Origin of the sequence: Mycobacterium sp. 852002-51613_SCH5001154, assembly GCF_001667425.1 — a bacterium.
In the GTDB taxonomy this organism is placed as follows: domain Bacteria; phylum Actinomycetota; class Actinomycetes; order Mycobacteriales; family Mycobacteriaceae; genus Mycobacterium.
Genome location: NZ_LZII01000070.1, coordinates 1 through 16,231, shown reverse-complemented (window position 1 = coordinate 16,231; position 16,231 = coordinate 1). Strand labels below are relative to the sequence as shown.

Below are 16,231 nucleotides of genomic sequence, written 5' to 3'. Positions count from 1 at the left end.
GCCCTATTTCGACGAGAGTTTCCGCCAGCTGACTACCGCGATCACGATGCCGATCACCGCCGTGATCGGACCGATGACCGACCAGGTGGTGGTGTTGCTCATCGGGCTACCGCCGAGCACCCCGAATCCCTGAAGTGCCCAGATCAGACCGAACAAGGCGACGATCAAACCGAGGGCTAAGGTCGCGACGAATGTCCTTCTCATAGGCGGATGGTACGACCAGGCTCACCGGCGGGCGAGCGCGTGCCAGGCCATGTCGACGATGGCGGCGCGGTAGTCGTCGTCGACGGGAACGTCGGAGTACAGGGCCCGAATGTTGAGCGGCGCCAGCAGGATCTGAACCGCGGCCAGGGTGTTGACGCCGTCGCGCAATTCGCCCCGCTCCCTGGCCCGGTCCACGACCGCGCGCATCGCACTGAAATGTGCCCGCCAGAACCGCACGCGGGTGACTTCATCGTGCCCCCGACGGCCGTCCATCACCAGCGCGCGCAATAGTGTGCAGCCGACTTCGGTGTTGATCCGATGGGTCACATTGCGGGCCAGGGCCTCCAGGTCTCCCCGCAATGAGCCGGTGTCGGTTCCCGAGCTCACCGTCTCGACGTCGGAAAGAACCGCGTCGACGATGAGTTGGCGCCGATCCGCCCAATACCGGTACACCATCGCGGGGTCGAAGTGATGCCGCTCGGCCAACGCCTCGATGCTGAACCGCTCGACGCCCCATCGGGTCAACTCGTCGAGCACGGCCGGCATCACCAGCGCCCGAATGTCCGCAGGAATCGGATCTCCTGATGGTTGGGGCGGCCGCATGAGTTCTCCTTGGCGCCTACAGGTAGCCCGTCTGGTTCACCAAACGCACGGAAGACGCCCCGTCAGAATAGAACTCCGCAATGCTCAGCGATGCCAGATCGAGATGCAGCCGGTACAGGATGCCCGGACCGGCCTCCAGCGCGAGCCGCAGCAGCATCTTGATCGGCGTCACGTGGGACACCACCAGCACCGTTGTGCCCTGGTGCGCTGCGATGATGCGTCCGCGGGCCTTCAGCACCCGGTCGAGCACGTCGTCGAAGCTTTCACCGCCCGGCGGGGTGGTGCCGGTATCCCGCAGCCAGCGCCCGTGCAGCTCCGGGTCACGCTCGGCGGCCTCGGCGAACGTCAACCCCTCCCAGGCGCCGAAGTCGGTCTCGATCAGGTCGTCGTCGACGGTCACGTCCAGGCCGAGCGCCTTGGCGGCCCTGGCCGCCGTGTCGTAGGCCCGCTGCAGCGGTGAGGCGAACACGGCCGAGATTCCGCCGCGCTGCGCCAGATAACGGGCCGCGGCGTCGGCCTGCCGGCGCCCCACTTCGGTCAGGGCCGGGTTGCCGCGCCCCGAGTAACGGCGCTGCGCCGACAATTCGGTCTGGCCGTGTCGGAGCAACAGCAGCCTGGTCGGCGTACCGCGCGCACCGGTCCATCCGGGCGCCTGCGGGGATTGCGGCGCAGCGGTTTTCGCGGGCTCGGCCTCGGCCTGCCCGGGATCTTCCCCGGGGCCGCCGGCGGCGGCCGCATCCATCGCCTCGTTGGCCAGCCGATCTGCGTACGAGTTGCGGTCCCGCGGAATCCAGGTGTAGCTGACCCGATCGAACCGCGCCGCCAGCTCTCGGGCCTGGCCGTGCAGCTCGATCAGGTCGGGATGCTTGACCTTCCAGCGCCCCGACATCTGCTCCACCAGCAGCTTGGAATCCAGGAAGACGGCGGCCTCGGTCGCGCCGACCCGCAAGGCGTCGTCCAAACCGGCCAGCAGGCCACGATATTCGGCCACGTTGTTCGTGGCCCTGCCGATGGCCTGCTTGTTCTCGGCGAGCACCGTGGAGCGGTCCTGGGTCCACACCACGGCGCCGTATCCGGCCGGGCCGGGATTGCCGCGCGATCCGCCGTCGGCCTCGATCACCACCTTCACTGGTCGAACCCGTTGACCCGCAACAGGATCGCGCCACACTCCGGGCACCGCACCACTTCGTCTTCGGCGGCGGCGGAGATCCGCGACATTTCGCCGCGGTCGATCTCGAGGCGGCAGGCGCCGCACCGGCGCCCGAGCAGCGGCCCGGCGCCCGGGCCTCCCCCGGCGCGCTGGCGTTCGTACAACGCGGACAGGGCGGGGTCCAGCGTCGCGCTCAGCGTTTCGCGCCGCGACGAATGCGTCTGCCGGGTCTCGCTGATTTCGGCGAGCGCCGCGTCGAGAGCCCGCTGGGCTTCGGCCAATTCGGCCTCCAGCGCTTCGACCTTGCCCTGCCCGTCATCCAGCTGGGACTGCAGCTCCTCGCGGCGCTCCATCACATCGAGCAGCGAATCTTCCAGGCTGGCCTGGCGGCGCGTCAGGGTCTCCAGCTCGTGCTGTAGATCCGACAGTTGCTTCGCGTCGGTGGCACCGGACTGCAGCAACGACCGATCGCGGTCCTCGCGCTGCCGGACCGCCTCGATTTCGGACTCGAACCGCGACACCTGAACGTCGATGTCCTCCAATGCGATCCGAATGGCGCCCACGCGGTCACCGGCGGCGCTGAGGTCCTCCTGCAGCCGCTCGCAGGCCTGTTGCTCCGCCAGATGGCTGGCCCGGTGCGTGATGCGGGACAGCTCGGCGTCCAGCTTCGACAGCTCGAGCAGCGAACGCTGCTGAGCGACTTCGGCCTTCATCAGTGGTCACCCTCCATTTGCCCCATATTCCATGGGTCGGTGCGAATGGTGCATACCCGCACCGGCAGCGCGGCACCGAAACGGGACCGCAACAGGTCGGCGGCCTGGTGGCACCACGGAAATTCACTCGCCCAGTGCGCCACGTCGATCAGCGCCACGCCGGAGGCCCGGCGATGCTCGTCGGCCGGATGGTGCCGCAGGTCGGCCGTCACGTAGGCCTGCACACCCGCGCCGGCCGCGGCATCGAGCAGCGAGTCCCCGGCGCCGCCGCAAACGGCGACCCGGGATACCGGCAGGTCGGGATCGCCGGCCGCGCGCACGCCCCACGCCGTGCGCGGCAGGGCGGCTTCGACGCGGGCCACGAAGTCGCGCAGCGGTTCGGCCCGGGGCAGGGCGCCGATGCGGCCCAACCCGGCGTCACCGGGCGGGGGCAGCAACGCGAAGACGTCGAACGCGGGCTCCTCGTAGGGGTGGGCGGCGCGCATGGCCGCCAGCACGGCGGCCCGGATCCCAGCGGGCGCGACGACCTCGAACCGGTCCTCGGCCACCTTCTCGACGGCTCCGACGCTGCCCACCGCCGGCGACGCCCCTTCGTGCGGCAGGAACTGCCCGATGCCGCTGACGCTCCAGCTGCAGTGCGAATAGTCGCCGATGTGCCCGGCGCCCGCCTCGAACACCGCCGCCCGCACCGCCTCCGCGTTGTCACGCGGCACATAGATGACCCACTTGTCCAGGTCGGGAGCGGCCGTTCGCGGCTCCAGGGCAGCCTCGACGGTGAGGCCGAGGGCCTGGGCCAGCGCATCGGACACGCCCGGTGAGGCCGAGTCGGCGTTGGTGTGCGCGGTGAACAGCGAACGCCCCGTTCGGATCAGGCGGTGTACCAGCGCGCCCTTGGGCGTGCTGGCCGCCACGGTGTCGACCCCGCGCAGCAGCAAGGGGTGATGGGCCAGCAGCAGGTCGCCCGCCGGAACTTCGTCGACGACCGCGGCCGTCGCGTCCACCGCGACGGTCACCGACTCGATCGCATCGTCGGGGTCGCCGCACACCAGGCCCACCGAGTCCCACGATTCGGCGAGCCGCGGCGGGTAGGCCTCGTCCAGCACGTCGATGACGTCGGCCAGCCGCACGCTCACCGGCGCACCTCCGCGATGGCCGCAACCAGCAGCGGCCACTCCCGGCGCACCGTGGCCCGCAGGTAACGCTCGTCCAAGCCGACGAACGTATCACAGCGACGGATGGCAATCCCCCTGTCCTGCAACGTCTTTCGAATCTCAACGGCGTCCGCCCTGCGGAACAGCACGAACGGCGCGCGGCCGTCGGCCACCTCGGCGCCCACCGACGTCAGGCCGGCCACCATCTCGGCGCGCAACTCCGCCAGGCGCGCGGCGCCGGCCGCCGCCTCGGCGACGGCCTGCCGGCCGCAACACGCCGCGATGGCCGCCAGCTGCAGCGTCCCCACCGGCCAGTGGGCACGCCGAGAGGTCAACCGGGCCAACACTTCCGGGGACCCCAGGGCGTAGCCCACCCGCAATCCCGCCAGCGCCCACGTCTTGGTCAGGCTGCGCAACACCAGGACATCGGGCAGCGAATCGGCGGCCAGCGACTCCGGTTCGCCCGGGATCGAATCGGCGAACGCCTCGTCGACCACCAGGATCCGGCCGGGCCGGCGCAACGCGAGGAGCTGCTCGCGGGTGTGCAGCACCGAGGTTGGGTTGGTCGGATTGCCCACCACGACCAGGTCGGCGTCGTCGGGAACGGTCACCGCGTCCAGGCCGAAGGGCGGCTCGAGCACCACGTGGTGCACGGGCACCCCGGCCGCGCCGAGCGCGTCCGCCGGCTCGGTGAACGCGGGCGCAACGATCGCCGCCCGCGCCGGACGCAGGTTGCTCAGCAACGCGAACCCCTCCGCGGCCCCGGCCAGCGGCAGCACCTCGTCGCGTGGTCGGCCGTGCCGCTCCGCGACCGCGTCCTGGGCCGAGCGCACGTCCTGGGCGCTCGGGTAGCGCCCAAGATCGGGCAGCCGCGCGGCCAGCCGCCGCACCAGCCAGTCGGGCGGTTGGGCGTGACGGACGTTGACGGCGAAATCCAGCATCCCGGGTGCGACGGCCTGATCACCGTGATAGCGCGTCGCAGGCGGGCTCAAGTTCAGACTCGCCATCCGAGAAACACTAGTGGGCCGTTTGGGCGGGTGGGAGCGACACCGTCATACCCGGACGCGACCATCGAGGACAATGGTGAGGTGACAGGCACAACGTCCACCGATCGTCCGTCGCCGGGCCGCACCACCGAGCTGGTGATCTTCGACCTCGACGGCACCCTCACCGACTCCGCGGAGGGCATCATGGCCAGCTTCCTGCATGCGCTCGAGCACGTCGGCGTCGCGGTGCCCGACGGCGACCTGGTGGCACAGATCGTGGGCCCGCCGATGGACGACACCTTCCGGTCCATGCTGGGCGAGGACGCCGAGCGGGCGATCACCGCCTTCCGCGCCGAATACGGCAGCCGGGGCTGGGCGATGAACACGCTGTTCGAGGGCATCGAGCCGCTGTTGGCCGATCTGAGCGCCGCCGGTATCCGGCTCGCCGTGGCCACCTCGAAGCTGGAAACGACGGCGCGGCGCATCCTCGCCCATTTCGGGCTTGACCACTACTTCGAGGTGATCGCCGGGGCGAGCCCCGACGGCTCCCGCAAGACCAAGGTCGACGTCCTGGCGCACGCGTTGGAGCAGCTGCAGCCGCTGCCCGAGCGGGTGCTCATGGTCGGCGACCGCAGCCACGACGTGCACGGCGCGGCCGCGCACGGCATCGACACGGTGGTGGTCGGCTGGGGCTACGGGCGAGACGATTTCGCCGACGGGTTCAGCCTCACCGGCGTGACGCACGCCGCGACCATCGACGAACTGCGGGCGGCGCTCGGTGTCTGAGCCGCTGCACGTCACCTTCGTCTGCACGGGGAACATCTGCCGGTCGGTAATGGCCGAGAAGATGTTCGCCGACCAGCTGCGCCGCCGCGGCCTGGCCGACGCCGTTCGGGTGACCAGCGCGGGCACCGGCAACTGGCATGTCGGCCAGTGCGCCGACGACCGGGCGACCGATGTGCTGCGCGCCCACGGCTACTCCACCGACCACCGCGCCGCTCAGGTCGACGCCGACCATCTGGCGGCCGACCTGGTGGTGGCGCTGGGCCGCAACCACCTTCGGATGTTGCGCGAGCTGGGTGTCGACGACGAGCGCGTGCGGATGTTGCGGTCCTTCGACCCGCGTTCGAGCGCCCACGCCCTCGACGTCGAGGACCCCTACTACGGCGACGCACAGGACTTCGAGGATGTCTTCGCCGTCATCGAGGCCGCGCTGCCCGGCCTGCACGCCTGGGTGGACGACCGACTCGGCGGAAACGGATCGTCCTGATGCCGAGGGTGATGCGCCGGCTGACGTTCCTGCTGCGACCCGGCTGGATCGCGCTGGCACTGGTGGTCATCGCCTTCACTTACCTGTGCTTCACGGTGCTGGCGCCCTGGCAACTCGGCAAGCACAACCGGACGTCGCGGGAGAACCGGCAGATCGAGTATTCCCTCAACACCGGGCCCGTTCCTGTTAAAACACTGCTGCCGCAACAGGATTCGTCGGCACCGAACGCGCAATGGCGCCGCGTGACGGCCACCGGGCACTACCTGCCCGACGTCCAGGTGCTCGCCCGGTTGCGGGTGATCGAGGGCAAGCCGGCGTTCGAGGTGCTGGCACCGTTCGTCGTCGACGCCGGACCCACCGTGCTCGTGGATCGGGGCTACGTGCGGCCCGAACAGGGATCCCACGTGCCGCCGATCCCCCGCCCGCCCCAGGACACGGTCACCATCACCGCGCGGCTGCGCGACTCCGAGGCCATCGCGCCGGGCAAAGACCCCTTCGCCCAAGACGGTGTGCAGCAGGTGTACTCGATCAGCACCGAACAGGTCGCGGCGCTGACCAAGGTCCCGCTGGCGGGCTCGTATCTTCAGTTGACCGAGGACCAGCCCGGCGGACTCGGCGTGATCGGCGTGCCGCACCTGGACGCCGGCCCCTTCCTGTCCTACGGCATCCAGTGGATTTCCTTCGGCATCGTCGCGCCACTCGGGTTGGGCTACTTCGCATATTCCGAGATCCGCGCGCGCCGCCGGGAAAAGGAACAGCAATCCGCGGCCGACGCGGCGCCGGCTTCGGAGGCCCCGACGACCGTGGAGGCGAAACTCGCCGACCGCTACGGCCGCCGCAGGTAACAGAGCAGCACCGCCAGCAGTGCGGCACCCGCTTGCGCCGTCCGCGAGAGCGCCACCGCACGGCGCAGGTCGGCCACCGTCGGCTCGTGGCCGTCGCCCAGGGTCGGCCGGATTTGCAACTCGTGGCGGTACTGGGTGGGCCCGCCGAGTCGCACCCCCAGCGCCCCGGCGAAGGACGCCTCGACGACACCGGCGTTGGGGCTGGGGTGACGGGCGGCATCACGGCGCCAGGCCCGCACCGCGCCCGACGGCGACCCGCCGACGAAAGGCGCGAACATCACCACCAGCGCCGCCGTCGCCCGCGCGCCGGCGTAGTTGGCTACATCATCCAATCTCGCTGCGGCCCACCCGAATCGGGCGTAGCGCGCCGATCGGTAACCGATCATCGAGTCCAGCGTGTTGACGGCGCGGTACGCCAGCACCGCGGGCACCCCGCCCATTGCCGCGCACAGCAGCGGCGCCACCTGGGCGTCGGATGTGTTCTCCGCGACCGATTCCAGCGACGCCCGCGTCAGGCCGGCACCGTCCAGCCGGGCCGGGTCGCGCCCGCACAGCGACGGCAGCAGCCGGCGCGCGGCCTCGATGTCCGCCCGCTCCAGCAGTTCCGACATCGCCATGCCGGTGCGCGCCAACGATGTTCCGCCCACCGATACCCAGGTGGCCGCTGCGGTGGCGGCGATCGACCACGGCGGGCCACCGCGGTCGGCGGTCCGTTGCAGCGTGGTGCCGAGCACGCTGACGGTCCCGACCAGCACGCCGACATGCACCACCCCCGCGACCCTGCTGTCGCGGTAGGTCATCTTCTCCAACCCGGCGGCGGCCCGCCCGAAGGCCGCGACCGGATGCCCCCGCACCGGGTCGCCCAGCGCGACGTCGGCCAGGTAGCCGGCCAGCACGCCGGCCAGCCGGGTCCGCGTCGCTAACACCCTGGCAGCGTCTCACACGAGGCGCGCCGGCCAGACGATCAGCGCGGCCTACGCCATCGCGAAGATTGCCGCGACGATCACCGCGGCGATCAGCACGACGATCACCCACCACATCAGTAGGGATGATTCGAGGGCGCCCGTCGACATGGCCGCCCGTCGGCGCGGCGGCCCGGAAGTCGGGACGCCGAATTGGGTACTCATCTGCCCAGATGTGCCCGTTTTCGGCCGGTTCTAACGTCTCGGCCGCGGTACGTGGTTCACTCGACGACATGGCGTCGTCCGCGATGAAGCGGCCCGCGACCCGGGTCGCCGACCTGTTGAACCCGGCGGCACTGCTGCTCCCGGCCGCGAACGTAATCATGCAGTTGTCCCTGCCCGGCGTCGGGTACGGCGTGCTGGAAAGCCCGGTGGACAGCGGCAACGTCTACAAGCATCCGTTCAAGCGGGCGCGCACCACCGGCACCTACCTCGCGGTCGCCACCATCGGCACCGAATCCGACCGCGCGTTGATCCGCGGCGCCGTGGACATCGCACACCGGCAGGTCCGATCCAAGTCGTCAAGCCCGGTGTCCTACAACGCTTTCGACCCCAAGCTGCAGTTGTGGGTGGCGTCGTGCCTGTACCGCTATTTCGTCGATCAGCACGAGTTTCTGCACGGCCCGCTCGACGACGACGCCGCCGACGCGGTCTACCTCGACGCCAAGCGCCTGGGCACCACGCTGCAGGTGCCCGAGCGCATGTGGCCGCCGGACCGGGCGGCGTTTGACGAGTACTGGAAGCGCTCGCTCGACGAGCTGCGCATCGACCCTCCGGTACGAGAGCATCTGCGCGGCGTGGCGGCGCTGGCGTTCCTGCCGTGGCCGTTGCGCGTCTTGGCCGGCCCGTTCAACCTGTTTGCGACGACGGGGTTTCTGGCTCCGGAGTTTCGCGCGCTGATGCGGCTGGACTGGTCGCGGGGCCGGCAGCGCCGGTTCGAGTGGCTGCTGTCCACGCTGCGGCTGGCAGACCTCTTCCTGCCGCACGGGGTCTGGCTCCTCGAATACCAGATCTACCTGTGGGACATGCGATTTCGTGTGCGGCGGGGTTGGCGGATCGTCTAAGCCCGCACCGTCGCGAAGAACGCGCGGACGTCGTCGACGAACAGCTCCGGTTGTTCGAACGCGGCGAAGTGCCCGCCGCGCTCCATCGTCGTCCAGTGGGTGATGTTGTACACCGGCTCGCACCAGCTTCTGGGCGCCTTCAGCAGCTCGCCCGGGAAAGCCGCTACGCCCGTGGGCATTTCGACGCGATCCAGCTGCCCCCACACCCGGAAGCTCTCCCAGTATAGGCGGGCCGATGACGCGCCGGTATCGGTCACCCAATAGACCATCACGTTGTCCAGCAGCTCGTCACGGGCGAACACATTCTCCGGATGGCCGCCGCAATCGGCCCACGCCCAGAACTTCTCGACGATCCACGCCAACTGCCCCACCGGCGAATCGGCCAGCCCGTATCCCAGCGTCTGCGGCCGGGTGGACTGCTGCTTGGAATAGCCGGTGCCCCACTTGCGGTGGTCGGCCAGTGCGGCCATGGCCCGCTGCTCCTCTTCGGTCGGGTTCTTCAGCGACTCCGGCGTGGGCCGACCGATCGGCATGTTGAGGTGGATGCCCGCGCAGTGGCCGCCGTTTCGGCCGATCTGCGTGGTCACGGCGGCGCCCCAGTCGCCGCCCTGCGCGCCGTAGCGGTCATAGCCCAGGCGCAGCATCAACGTCTCCCAGGCCTCGGCGATCTTCTCCACGCCCCAGCCCGTGCGCGTCGGCTTGCCGGAGAACCCATATCCGGGCAGCGACGGGCAGACCACGTGGAAGGCGTCCTCGGCGCGCCCGGACGCCGGGTTGGTCAGCGGCTCGATCACCTTGTGGAACTCCACGATCGAGCCGGGCCAGCCGTGGGTGATCAGCAGCGGGAACGCGTCGTCGTGCGGGGAGCGCTGGTGGATGAAATGGATGTCGAGCCCGTCGATTTCGGTGATGAACTGGTCGAAGCGGTTCAGCGCCGCCTCGCGTGACCGCCAGTCGTATTCGTCGGCCCAATACCCGGCCAGGTCGCGGGTGTAGGCCAGCGGTATGCCCTGGCTCCAGTCGTCCACGCATTCGGCTTCCGGCCAGCGGGTGCGGGCCAGCCGCGATTGCAGGTCTTCCAGGACGTCGTCGGGGACGTCGATGCGAAACGGTTCCACGGGTTCGCTATTCACGCCCCTGAGGCTGCCACACCGGCTCGGGCCACAGAAGTCCATCGACAGCCGAGCCATGTGCCATCATTCGGGCGTGTCCCTTCGTGCCCGCGCCGCGGCCGCCTGGCACATTCTCGGGCCGGGGTTCGTCACCGGATCGTCTGACGATGACCCCTCGGGCATTCAGACCTACAGCCAAACGGGTGCCCAGTTCGGCTATGCCCAGCTGTGGGTCGCCGCATGGACCTACCCGTTCATGGGTGCGATCCAAGAGATTTGCGGACGGATCGGCATGGTCACCGGCCGCGGACTGGCGGCGGTGCTGCGCGAGCACTATTCGCGCCGCGTCCTCCACGTGGCCGTGTCGCTACTGCTGGTCGCCAACACCGTCAATGTCGGGGCTGACCTCGGCGCGATGGCGGCAACCGGTCAGTTGCTCGTTCACGCCCCGTTGTTGGCCTGGTTGGCGGTGATCGTCGGGATTTCGCTGGCACTACAGATCTCAGTGCCCTACCCGGCTTACGCGCGGTTCCTCAAGTATGTGTGCCTGAGCCTGTTGGCCTACGTCGTAGCAGCGTTCGTCGTCCACCATCCGTGGTGGCCCACGGTGGCGCTCAGCGCGTTCACCCCGCACGTCGAATGGTCACGCGACTACGCGCTGAATATCGTGGCCGTGCTGGGGACCACGATCACGCCCTACTGCTTTTTCTGGGAGGCTGACCAGGAGGCCGAGGAGGACTTCGCCCGCGGGCGGATGAAGTTCTACGGCAAGGGCGTGCCGGTCGTGCTCGAAAGCGACATCCGCGGCATGCGCGCCGACACCGCCGTGGGAATGGGCTTCTCGAACATCGTGCAGTTCTTCATCATCCTGACCTGCGCGTCCGTACTTCACACGGCGGGCGTGACGTCGGTGGACACCCCCGACCAGGCGGCACTGGCCCTGCGGCCGCTGGCCGGCGATCTGACCTATCTGCTCTTCGCGGCCGGGATCATCGGCGTCGGCTTCCTGGCCGTGCCCACGCTGAGCGGCTCGGCCTCCTACGCGCTATCGGAAGCGCTGGGCTGGAAAGCGGGCCTGGGTTACACATTCCGCGAGGCGCGCGCCTTTTACTTGGTGATCGCCCTGGCGACGCTCGTGGGCGTGGGACTGAACTTCATCGGGATTCCGCCGTTCCGGATGCTCTACTACGCGGCCGCGGTCAACGGCGTGCTCGCCCCGCCCCTGATGGCGATGATCACCCTGGTCGGCAACAACCGGGCGATCATGGGCCGGCACACCAACAACTGGTTCGCCAACGTCATGGGGTGGGCGATCGTCGCGATCATGGGCGTGTGCGCCCTGGCCCTGCTCGCTTCGCTGATCGTCGGGCCGTGAGCGGGTGGAAGCCGACGGGTTCGATGGTGGGCGCGGACGGTATCGAACCGCCGACCGCTGGTGTGTAAAACCAGAGCTCTACCACTGAGCTACGCGCCCGTGCCCGAGGCAGGCTACACGCACCACGCCCGAGTACCCAAAACTCTCAGCCCTGCAAAGCAGCCAGCGCGTCGGTCCAGAGCCGCTGGTTGCGGGATTCGCCGGGTTGTTTCATCTCCGCGAACCGGATCACGCCGGAGCGGTCGATGACGAAGGTGCCGCGGTTGGGGTAGCCGGCCTCGTCGTTGAATACGCCGTAAGCCTGGCTGACCTCGCCGTGCGGCCAGAAATCCGACAGCACCGGGAACGTGAATCCGCTCTCCAGCGACCAGATCCGGTGCGTGGGCGGCGGTCCCACCGAGATGGCCAGTGCCGCGCTGTCGTCGTTCTCGAAGTCCGGCAGGTGATCGCGCAGCTGATCCAGCTCGCCCTGGCAGATGCCGGTGAAGGCCAGCGGGAAGAACACCAACAGCACGTTCTTGGCGCCGCGGTAGGCGCTCAGGCTGACACGCTGTTGGTTCTGGTCGCGCAGTGTGAAGTCCGGGGCGGTGGCGCCGACGGGCAGCATCAACGCTTCCCGGCTCGGGACTTCGGCTGCACCAGCCGGCTGGCGCTCCAGTCGCCCAGGTTGACCGAGGAGGTCGGCATCAGGCCGGCGGTGGGGGCGGCCTCGGCGATCTCGGCGGGCAGCACGTGGCCGGGCTTGCCGGTCTTGGGGGTCAGCACCCAGATCACGCCGTCCTCGGCCAGCGGGCCGATCGCGTCCATCAGGGTGTCCACCAGGTCGCCGTCCCCGTCGCGCCACCACAGCAGGACGACGTCGACCACCTCGTCGGTGTCCTCGTCGAGCAACTCGGCCCCGCACGCTTCCTCGACGTCAGCGCGGATTTCGTCGTCGGCGTCCTCGTCCCAGCCCCATTCCTGGACAACTTGGTCTCGTTGGATGCCCAGTTTGCGAGCGTAGCTCGAGGCGTTATCCGCCGCGACCACCGTGGAGCCTCCTTAATCCGTCCAGCGCCGTGCGATGGGGATTATCGTCGCACAGCCGCAACCGCGTCGACACTCGCGCCTCACGAGGCACCTCAGAAGGACGCCAGGCAAAGTTTGAGTGCCTTCGTCTTGGCGTCGTTGAGCCGGTCCACCCGCCGGTTGAATTCCCCCGTCGCCGCGTGGGTGCCGATCGCGTTGGCCACCCCGCGTGCCGCGTCGATATACGAGTTGAACGCGTCCTTCAGCTGCTGGGACAGCGCATCGTTGAAGCTGTTGCTCACCGTGTCGGCGCTGTTGTTCAGCGCGTCGATGGCCGGGCCCTCCGTGGGACCGGTGCCGCGGCCCGCGTTGAACGCGCCGACGAAGACGTTCACCTTGTCGATCGCGTCCTTGCTCGTAGTGGCCAGCGTGTCGCACGAGGTGCGCACCGCCCGGGTGGTCAGCGACTGCTGCCGCTGCGACTCGCGGACCCGCGACGTCGCCGACGACGCGGACACCGACGCGGACACCGACTGCCGATAGGCCGGGGCCACCTGGGTGTCGGGTGCGGCCGTGCCGTTGGTGACGGTGGTACACCCCACGATCCCCATCAGCGTCGCCGCAATACACCCGAGCGCCAGAGCGCCTCGCCTGGGAAAGCCCCCCGCAAGGACGGCACGCCATCCGATGAGCACGGCTCCTGACGTTACCGGTTGGCTTTGCCGATCGTCCCGCTACGCGCGAGTTCGTGTCCCCCGGGTGAACCCGCGCCACCTATCCGACGTCGGCTGGCCCCGGCCGACGCCGGTGCGGCACGATAGAGGGAGACGGTGCACAGCACCCCGAGGGCACAAGCCCCGCCAACTACAGGAGCAGTGCGTTGACAACCGAGTTCGCACGCCACGATCTGGCCAAAACCCCTAGCAGCGCAAGCGAACCCGACCGCGTTCGGGTGATCCGGGAAGGCGTGGCGTCCTACCTGCCCGACATCGACCCCGAAGAGACCTCGGAGTGGCTGGAGTCGTTCGACGAACTGCTGGAGCGCTCCGGGCCGGCGCGGGCGCGGTACCTGATGCTGCGGCTGCTGGAACGGGCCGGCGAGCAGCGCGTCGCCATCCCGTCGCTCACGTCAACCGATTACGTCAACACGATCCCGACGGAACTCGAACCGTGGTTCCCCGGCGACGAGGACGTCGAACGGCGCTTCCGGGCGTGGATCAGGTGGAACGCCGCCATCATGGTGCACCGCGCCCAGCGCCCGGGAGTCGGCGTCGGCGGCCACATTTCGACCTACGCGTCGTCGGCCGCGCTGTACGAGGTCGGCTTCAACCACTTCTTCCGCGGCAAATCGCATCCCGGCGGCGGCGACCAGATTTTCATCCAGGGCCACGCGTCCCCGGGGATTTATGCGCGCGCCTTCCTCGAAGGCCGGCTCAGCGAGGATCGGCTCGACGGCTTCCGCCAGGAACACAGCCATGCCGGCGGCGGGCTGCCGTCCTACCCGCACCCGCGGCTGATGCCCGACTTCTGGGAGTTCCCCACCGTGTCCATGGGCCTGGGCCCGCTCAACGCCATCTACCAGGCGCGGTTCAACCACTACCTGCACGACCGGGGCATCAAGGACACCTCGGACCAGCACGTGTGGTGCTTCTTGGGCGACGGCGAGATGGACGAGCCGGAGAGCCGCGGGCTGGCGCACGTCGGGGCGCTCGAGGGCCTGGACAACCTGACGTTCGTCATCAACTGCAACCTGCAGCGCCTCGACGGCCCGGTGCGCGGGAACGGCAAGATCATCCAGGAACTGGAGTCGTTCTTCCGCGGGGCGGGCTGGAACGTCATCAAGGTGGTCTGGGGACGCGAGTGGGACGCCCTGCTGCACGCCGACCGCGACGGCGCGCTGGTGAACCTGATGAACACCACCCCGGACGGCGACTACCAGACGTACAAGGCCAACGACGGCGCCTACGTGCGCGACCACTTCTTCGGCCGCGACCCGCGCACCAAGGCGCTCGTCGAGAACATGACCGATTCCGAGATCTGGAATCTCAAGCGCGGCGGTCACGACTACCGCAAGGTGTACGCCGCCTACCGCGCCGCCGTCGATCACAAGGGCCAGCCGACGGTGATCCTGGCCAAGACCATCAAGGGCTACTCGCTGGGTGCGCACTTCCAGGGCCGCAACGCCACGCACCAGATGAAAAAGCTTGCGCTGGCAGACCTTAAGTGGTTCCGGGACTCCATGCGAATACCGATCAGCGACGCGCAGCTGGACGAGGACCCCTACCTGCCGCCCTACTATCACCCCGGCCCGGACGCTCCGGAGATCCGCTACATGCTCGACCGTCGCCGCACCCTCGGCGGCTTCCTGCCCGAGCGCCGCACCAAGGCCAAGGCGCTCAAGCTGCCCGGCCGCGAGATCTACTCCGCGCTGAAGAAGGGCTCGGGCACCCAGGAGGTCGCCACCACCATGGCGACCGTGCGCACGTTCAAGGAAGTGTTGCGGGACAAGGAGGTTGGCCCGCGAATCGTGCCGATCATTCCCGACGAGGCGCGCACGTTCGGCATGGACTCGTGGTTCCCGTCGCTGAAGATCTACAACCGCCTCGGCCAGCTGTACACCGCGGTCGACGCCGAACTGATGCTGGCCTACAAGGAAAGCGAAGTCGGGCAGATCCTGCACGAGGGCATCAACGAGGCGGGCTCGGTGGGCTCGTTCATCGCGGCGGGCACGTCGTATGCGACGCACAACGAGCCGATGATCCCGATCTACATCTTCTATTCGATGTTCGGGTTCCAGCGCACCGGCGACGGGTTGTGGGCCGCCGCCGACCAGATGACCCGCGGCTTCCTGCTCGGGGCCACCGCGGGGCGCACCACGCTGACCGGCGAAGGCCTGCAGCACGCCGACGGCCACTCGCTGCTGCTGGCCAGCACCAACCCGGCGGTGGTCGCCTACGACCCGGCATTCGCCTACGAGATCGCCTACATCGTGGAAAGCGGGCTGGCGCGGATGTTCGGCGACAACCCCGAGGACGTGTACTTCTACATCACCATCTACAACGAGCCGTACGTGCAGCCGCCGGAGCCGGAGAACTTCGATCCCGAGGGCGTGCTGCGGGGCATCTACCGCTACCGCGCCGCGACCGAGCAGCGCGCGAACACGGCCCAGATCCTGGCCTCCGGGGTGGCGATGCCGTCGGCACTGCAGGCGGCCGAGATGTTGGCGGCCGAGTGGGACGTCGCCGCCGACGTCTGGTCGGTGACCAGCTGGGGCGAGCTCAACCGCGATGGCGTGGCCGTCGAAAAGGCGAAGCTGCGTCACCCGGACCGGCCGGCCGGGACCGCCTACGTGACCCAGGCGCTGTCGAGCGCCGGCGGCCCGGTGATCGCGGTGTCGGACTGGATGCGCGCCGTTCCCGAGCAGATCCGGCCATGGGTGCCCGGCACCTTCGTCACCCTGGGCACCGACGGCTTCGGTTTCTCGGACACTCGGCCCGCCGCGCGCCGCTACTTCAACACCGACGCCGAGTCGCAGGTGGTCGCCGTGCTGGAGGCGTTGGCGCGCGACGGCGAAATCGACCCCTCGGTGCCGGTCGCGGCCGCCCGCCAGTACAGGATCGACGACGTCTTGGCCGCGCCCGAGCAGACGTCCGACCCTGGGGTGGCCTGAGCGCTGCCCACCCTCCCGCCCCCGGGGGGGCCCCCCCCCGCCGGGGGGGCGCCCGCCCCGCCCCCCGGGGGGGGCGGGGGGGCGCGCCGCCGGGCCCCCCCCCCCCCCGCGGGGGGAC

At 69.4% G+C, this 16,231-nt stretch carries 18 protein-coding genes and 1 tRNA gene; 6 read left to right on the top strand and 13 right to left on the bottom strand.

All coding sequences use genetic code 11. The features are described 5' to 3' along the window. Positions 1 to 3: 3 nt before the first annotated feature. From A5750_RS19115 to cobC, 6 genes are read right to left on the bottom strand one after another with little or no spacing between them, the layout of a single operon-like run. Positions 4 to 204 carry a hypothetical protein gene (locus A5750_RS19115; protein ID WP_066951689.1) on the bottom strand — a complete coding sequence of 67 codons (201 nt, stop codon included), beginning with the start codon at positions 202 to 204 and terminating at the stop codon, positions 4 to 6. A 21-nt stretch (positions 205 to 225) separates the two neighbouring features. Then, positions 226 to 807 (bottom strand): TetR-like C-terminal domain-containing protein, encoded by a 582-nt coding sequence (locus A5750_RS19110; RefSeq protein ID WP_067264946.1) that lies wholly within the window; start codon positions 805 to 807, stop codon positions 226 to 228. Positions 808 to 823: 16 nt separating this feature from the next. Then, a complete protein-coding gene (locus A5750_RS19105) occupies positions 824 to 1,936 on the bottom strand; it encodes a bifunctional RNase H/acid phosphatase (protein ID WP_066951679.1) in 1,113 nt (370 codons plus the stop codon). Beyond that, entirely contained in the window at positions 1,933 to 2,670 is a 738-nt protein-coding gene (locus A5750_RS19100) for a zinc ribbon domain-containing protein (protein WP_067264938.1), read from the bottom strand. The genes A5750_RS19105 and A5750_RS19100 overlap by 4 nt, the downstream gene beginning before the upstream one ends. Beyond that, complete coding sequence (locus tag A5750_RS19095; protein WP_067264936.1) at positions 2,670 to 3,803, bottom strand: Nif3-like dinuclear metal center hexameric protein; 1,134 nt, start codon at positions 3,801 to 3,803, stop codon at positions 2,670 to 2,672. The genes A5750_RS19100 and A5750_RS19095 overlap by 1 nt, the downstream gene beginning before the upstream one ends. Further along, positions 3,800 to 4,828, bottom strand: a complete 1,029-nt coding sequence (cobC, locus tag A5750_RS19090) for an Rv2231c family pyridoxal phosphate-dependent protein CobC (RefSeq protein ID WP_067264933.1) — start codon at positions 4,826 to 4,828, stop codon at positions 3,800 to 3,802. The genes A5750_RS19095 and cobC overlap by 4 nt, the downstream gene beginning before the upstream one ends. Before the next feature lie 81 nt (positions 4,829 to 4,909). On the opposite strand from cobC, the gene A5750_RS19085 reads away from it, so the two are divergent. Genes A5750_RS19085 through A5750_RS19075 form a run of 3 tightly spaced genes read left to right on the top strand, consistent with a single transcriptional unit; the run spans position 4,910 to position 6,922 of the window. After that, on the top strand, positions 4,910 to 5,593 hold the full coding sequence (locus A5750_RS19085) for an HAD-IA family hydrolase (protein WP_197505466.1): 684 nt from the start codon (positions 4,910 to 4,912) through the stop codon (positions 5,591 to 5,593). Then, on the top strand, positions 5,586 to 6,077 hold the full coding sequence (locus A5750_RS19080; RefSeq protein ID WP_067264927.1) for a low molecular weight protein-tyrosine-phosphatase: 492 nt from the start codon (positions 5,586 to 5,588) through the stop codon (positions 6,075 to 6,077). Before A5750_RS19085 ends, A5750_RS19080 begins: the two co-directional genes overlap by 8 nt. An 11-nt stretch (positions 6,078 to 6,088) precedes the next feature. Next, positions 6,089 to 6,922: an SURF1 family protein gene (locus A5750_RS19075; RefSeq protein ID WP_067264963.1), complete on the top strand. Its 834-nt coding sequence runs from the start codon at positions 6,089 to 6,091 to the stop codon at positions 6,920 to 6,922. Here the strand turns inward: A5750_RS19075 and A5750_RS19070 are convergent. Both A5750_RS19070 and A5750_RS25940 read right to left on the bottom strand, forming a co-directional pair. Further along, the gene (locus A5750_RS19070; protein ID WP_067264925.1) at positions 6,904 to 7,848 is read right to left on the bottom strand and encodes a cobalamin biosynthesis protein; all 945 of its coding nucleotides are present in this window, start codon (positions 7,846 to 7,848) and stop codon (positions 6,904 to 6,906) included. The two genes, A5750_RS19075 and A5750_RS19070, sit on opposite strands and share 19 nt — an antisense overlap. Before the next feature lie 48 nt (positions 7,849 to 7,896). After that, positions 7,897 to 8,049 carry a hypothetical protein gene (locus A5750_RS25940; protein ID WP_156664362.1) on the bottom strand — a complete coding sequence of 51 codons (153 nt, stop codon included), beginning with the start codon at positions 8,047 to 8,049 and terminating at the stop codon, positions 7,897 to 7,899. Between the two features lie 83 nt (positions 8,050 to 8,132). On the opposite strand from A5750_RS25940, the gene A5750_RS19065 reads away from it, so the two are divergent. Further along, on the top strand, positions 8,133 to 8,948 hold the full coding sequence (locus A5750_RS19065; RefSeq protein ID WP_067264961.1) for an oxygenase MpaB family protein: 816 nt from the start codon (positions 8,133 to 8,135) through the stop codon (positions 8,946 to 8,948). Here the strand turns inward: A5750_RS19065 and A5750_RS19060 are convergent. Continuing rightward, on the bottom strand, positions 8,945 to 10,066 hold the full coding sequence (locus A5750_RS19060) for an epoxide hydrolase family protein (RefSeq protein ID WP_067264920.1): 1,122 nt from the start codon (positions 10,064 to 10,066) through the stop codon (positions 8,945 to 8,947). The genes A5750_RS19065 and A5750_RS19060 overlap by 4 nt on opposite strands. Before the next feature lie 88 nt (positions 10,067 to 10,154). On the opposite strand from A5750_RS19060, the gene A5750_RS19055 reads away from it, so the two are divergent. Continuing rightward, on the top strand, positions 10,155 to 11,435 hold the full coding sequence (locus tag A5750_RS19055) for an NRAMP family divalent metal transporter (protein WP_197505465.1): 1,281 nt from the start codon (positions 10,155 to 10,157) through the stop codon (positions 11,433 to 11,435). Positions 11,436 to 11,459: 24 nt separating this feature from the next. Here A5750_RS19055 and A5750_RS19050 read toward each other — a convergent pair. From A5750_RS19050 to A5750_RS19035, 4 genes are all read right to left on the bottom strand, one after another. Beyond that, positions 11,460 to 11,534 (bottom strand) — tRNA-Val (locus tag A5750_RS19050). Positions 11,535 to 11,580: 46 nt separating this feature from the next. Further along, the gene (locus A5750_RS19045) at positions 11,581 to 12,042 is read right to left on the bottom strand and encodes a peroxiredoxin (protein WP_066951596.1); all 462 of its coding nucleotides are present in this window, start codon (positions 12,040 to 12,042) and stop codon (positions 11,581 to 11,583) included. Beyond that, complete coding sequence (locus A5750_RS19040) at positions 12,042 to 12,464, bottom strand: DUF3052 domain-containing protein (RefSeq protein ID WP_066951594.1); 423 nt, start codon at positions 12,462 to 12,464, stop codon at positions 12,042 to 12,044. The genes A5750_RS19045 and A5750_RS19040 overlap by 1 nt, the downstream gene beginning before the upstream one ends. A gap of 92 nt (positions 12,465 to 12,556) precedes the next feature. Beyond that, positions 12,557 to 13,138: a hypothetical protein gene (locus A5750_RS19035; RefSeq protein ID WP_082948295.1), complete on the bottom strand. Its 582-nt coding sequence runs from the start codon at positions 13,136 to 13,138 to the stop codon at positions 12,557 to 12,559. A 185-nt stretch (positions 13,139 to 13,323) separates the two neighbouring features. On the opposite strand from A5750_RS19035, the gene aceE reads away from it, so the two are divergent. After that, on the top strand, positions 13,324 to 16,113 hold the full coding sequence (aceE, locus tag A5750_RS19030; RefSeq protein ID WP_067264914.1) for a pyruvate dehydrogenase (acetyl-transferring), homodimeric type: 2,790 nt from the start codon (positions 13,324 to 13,326) through the stop codon (positions 16,111 to 16,113). The last annotated feature ends 118 nt before the right edge of the window (positions 16,114 to 16,231 follow it).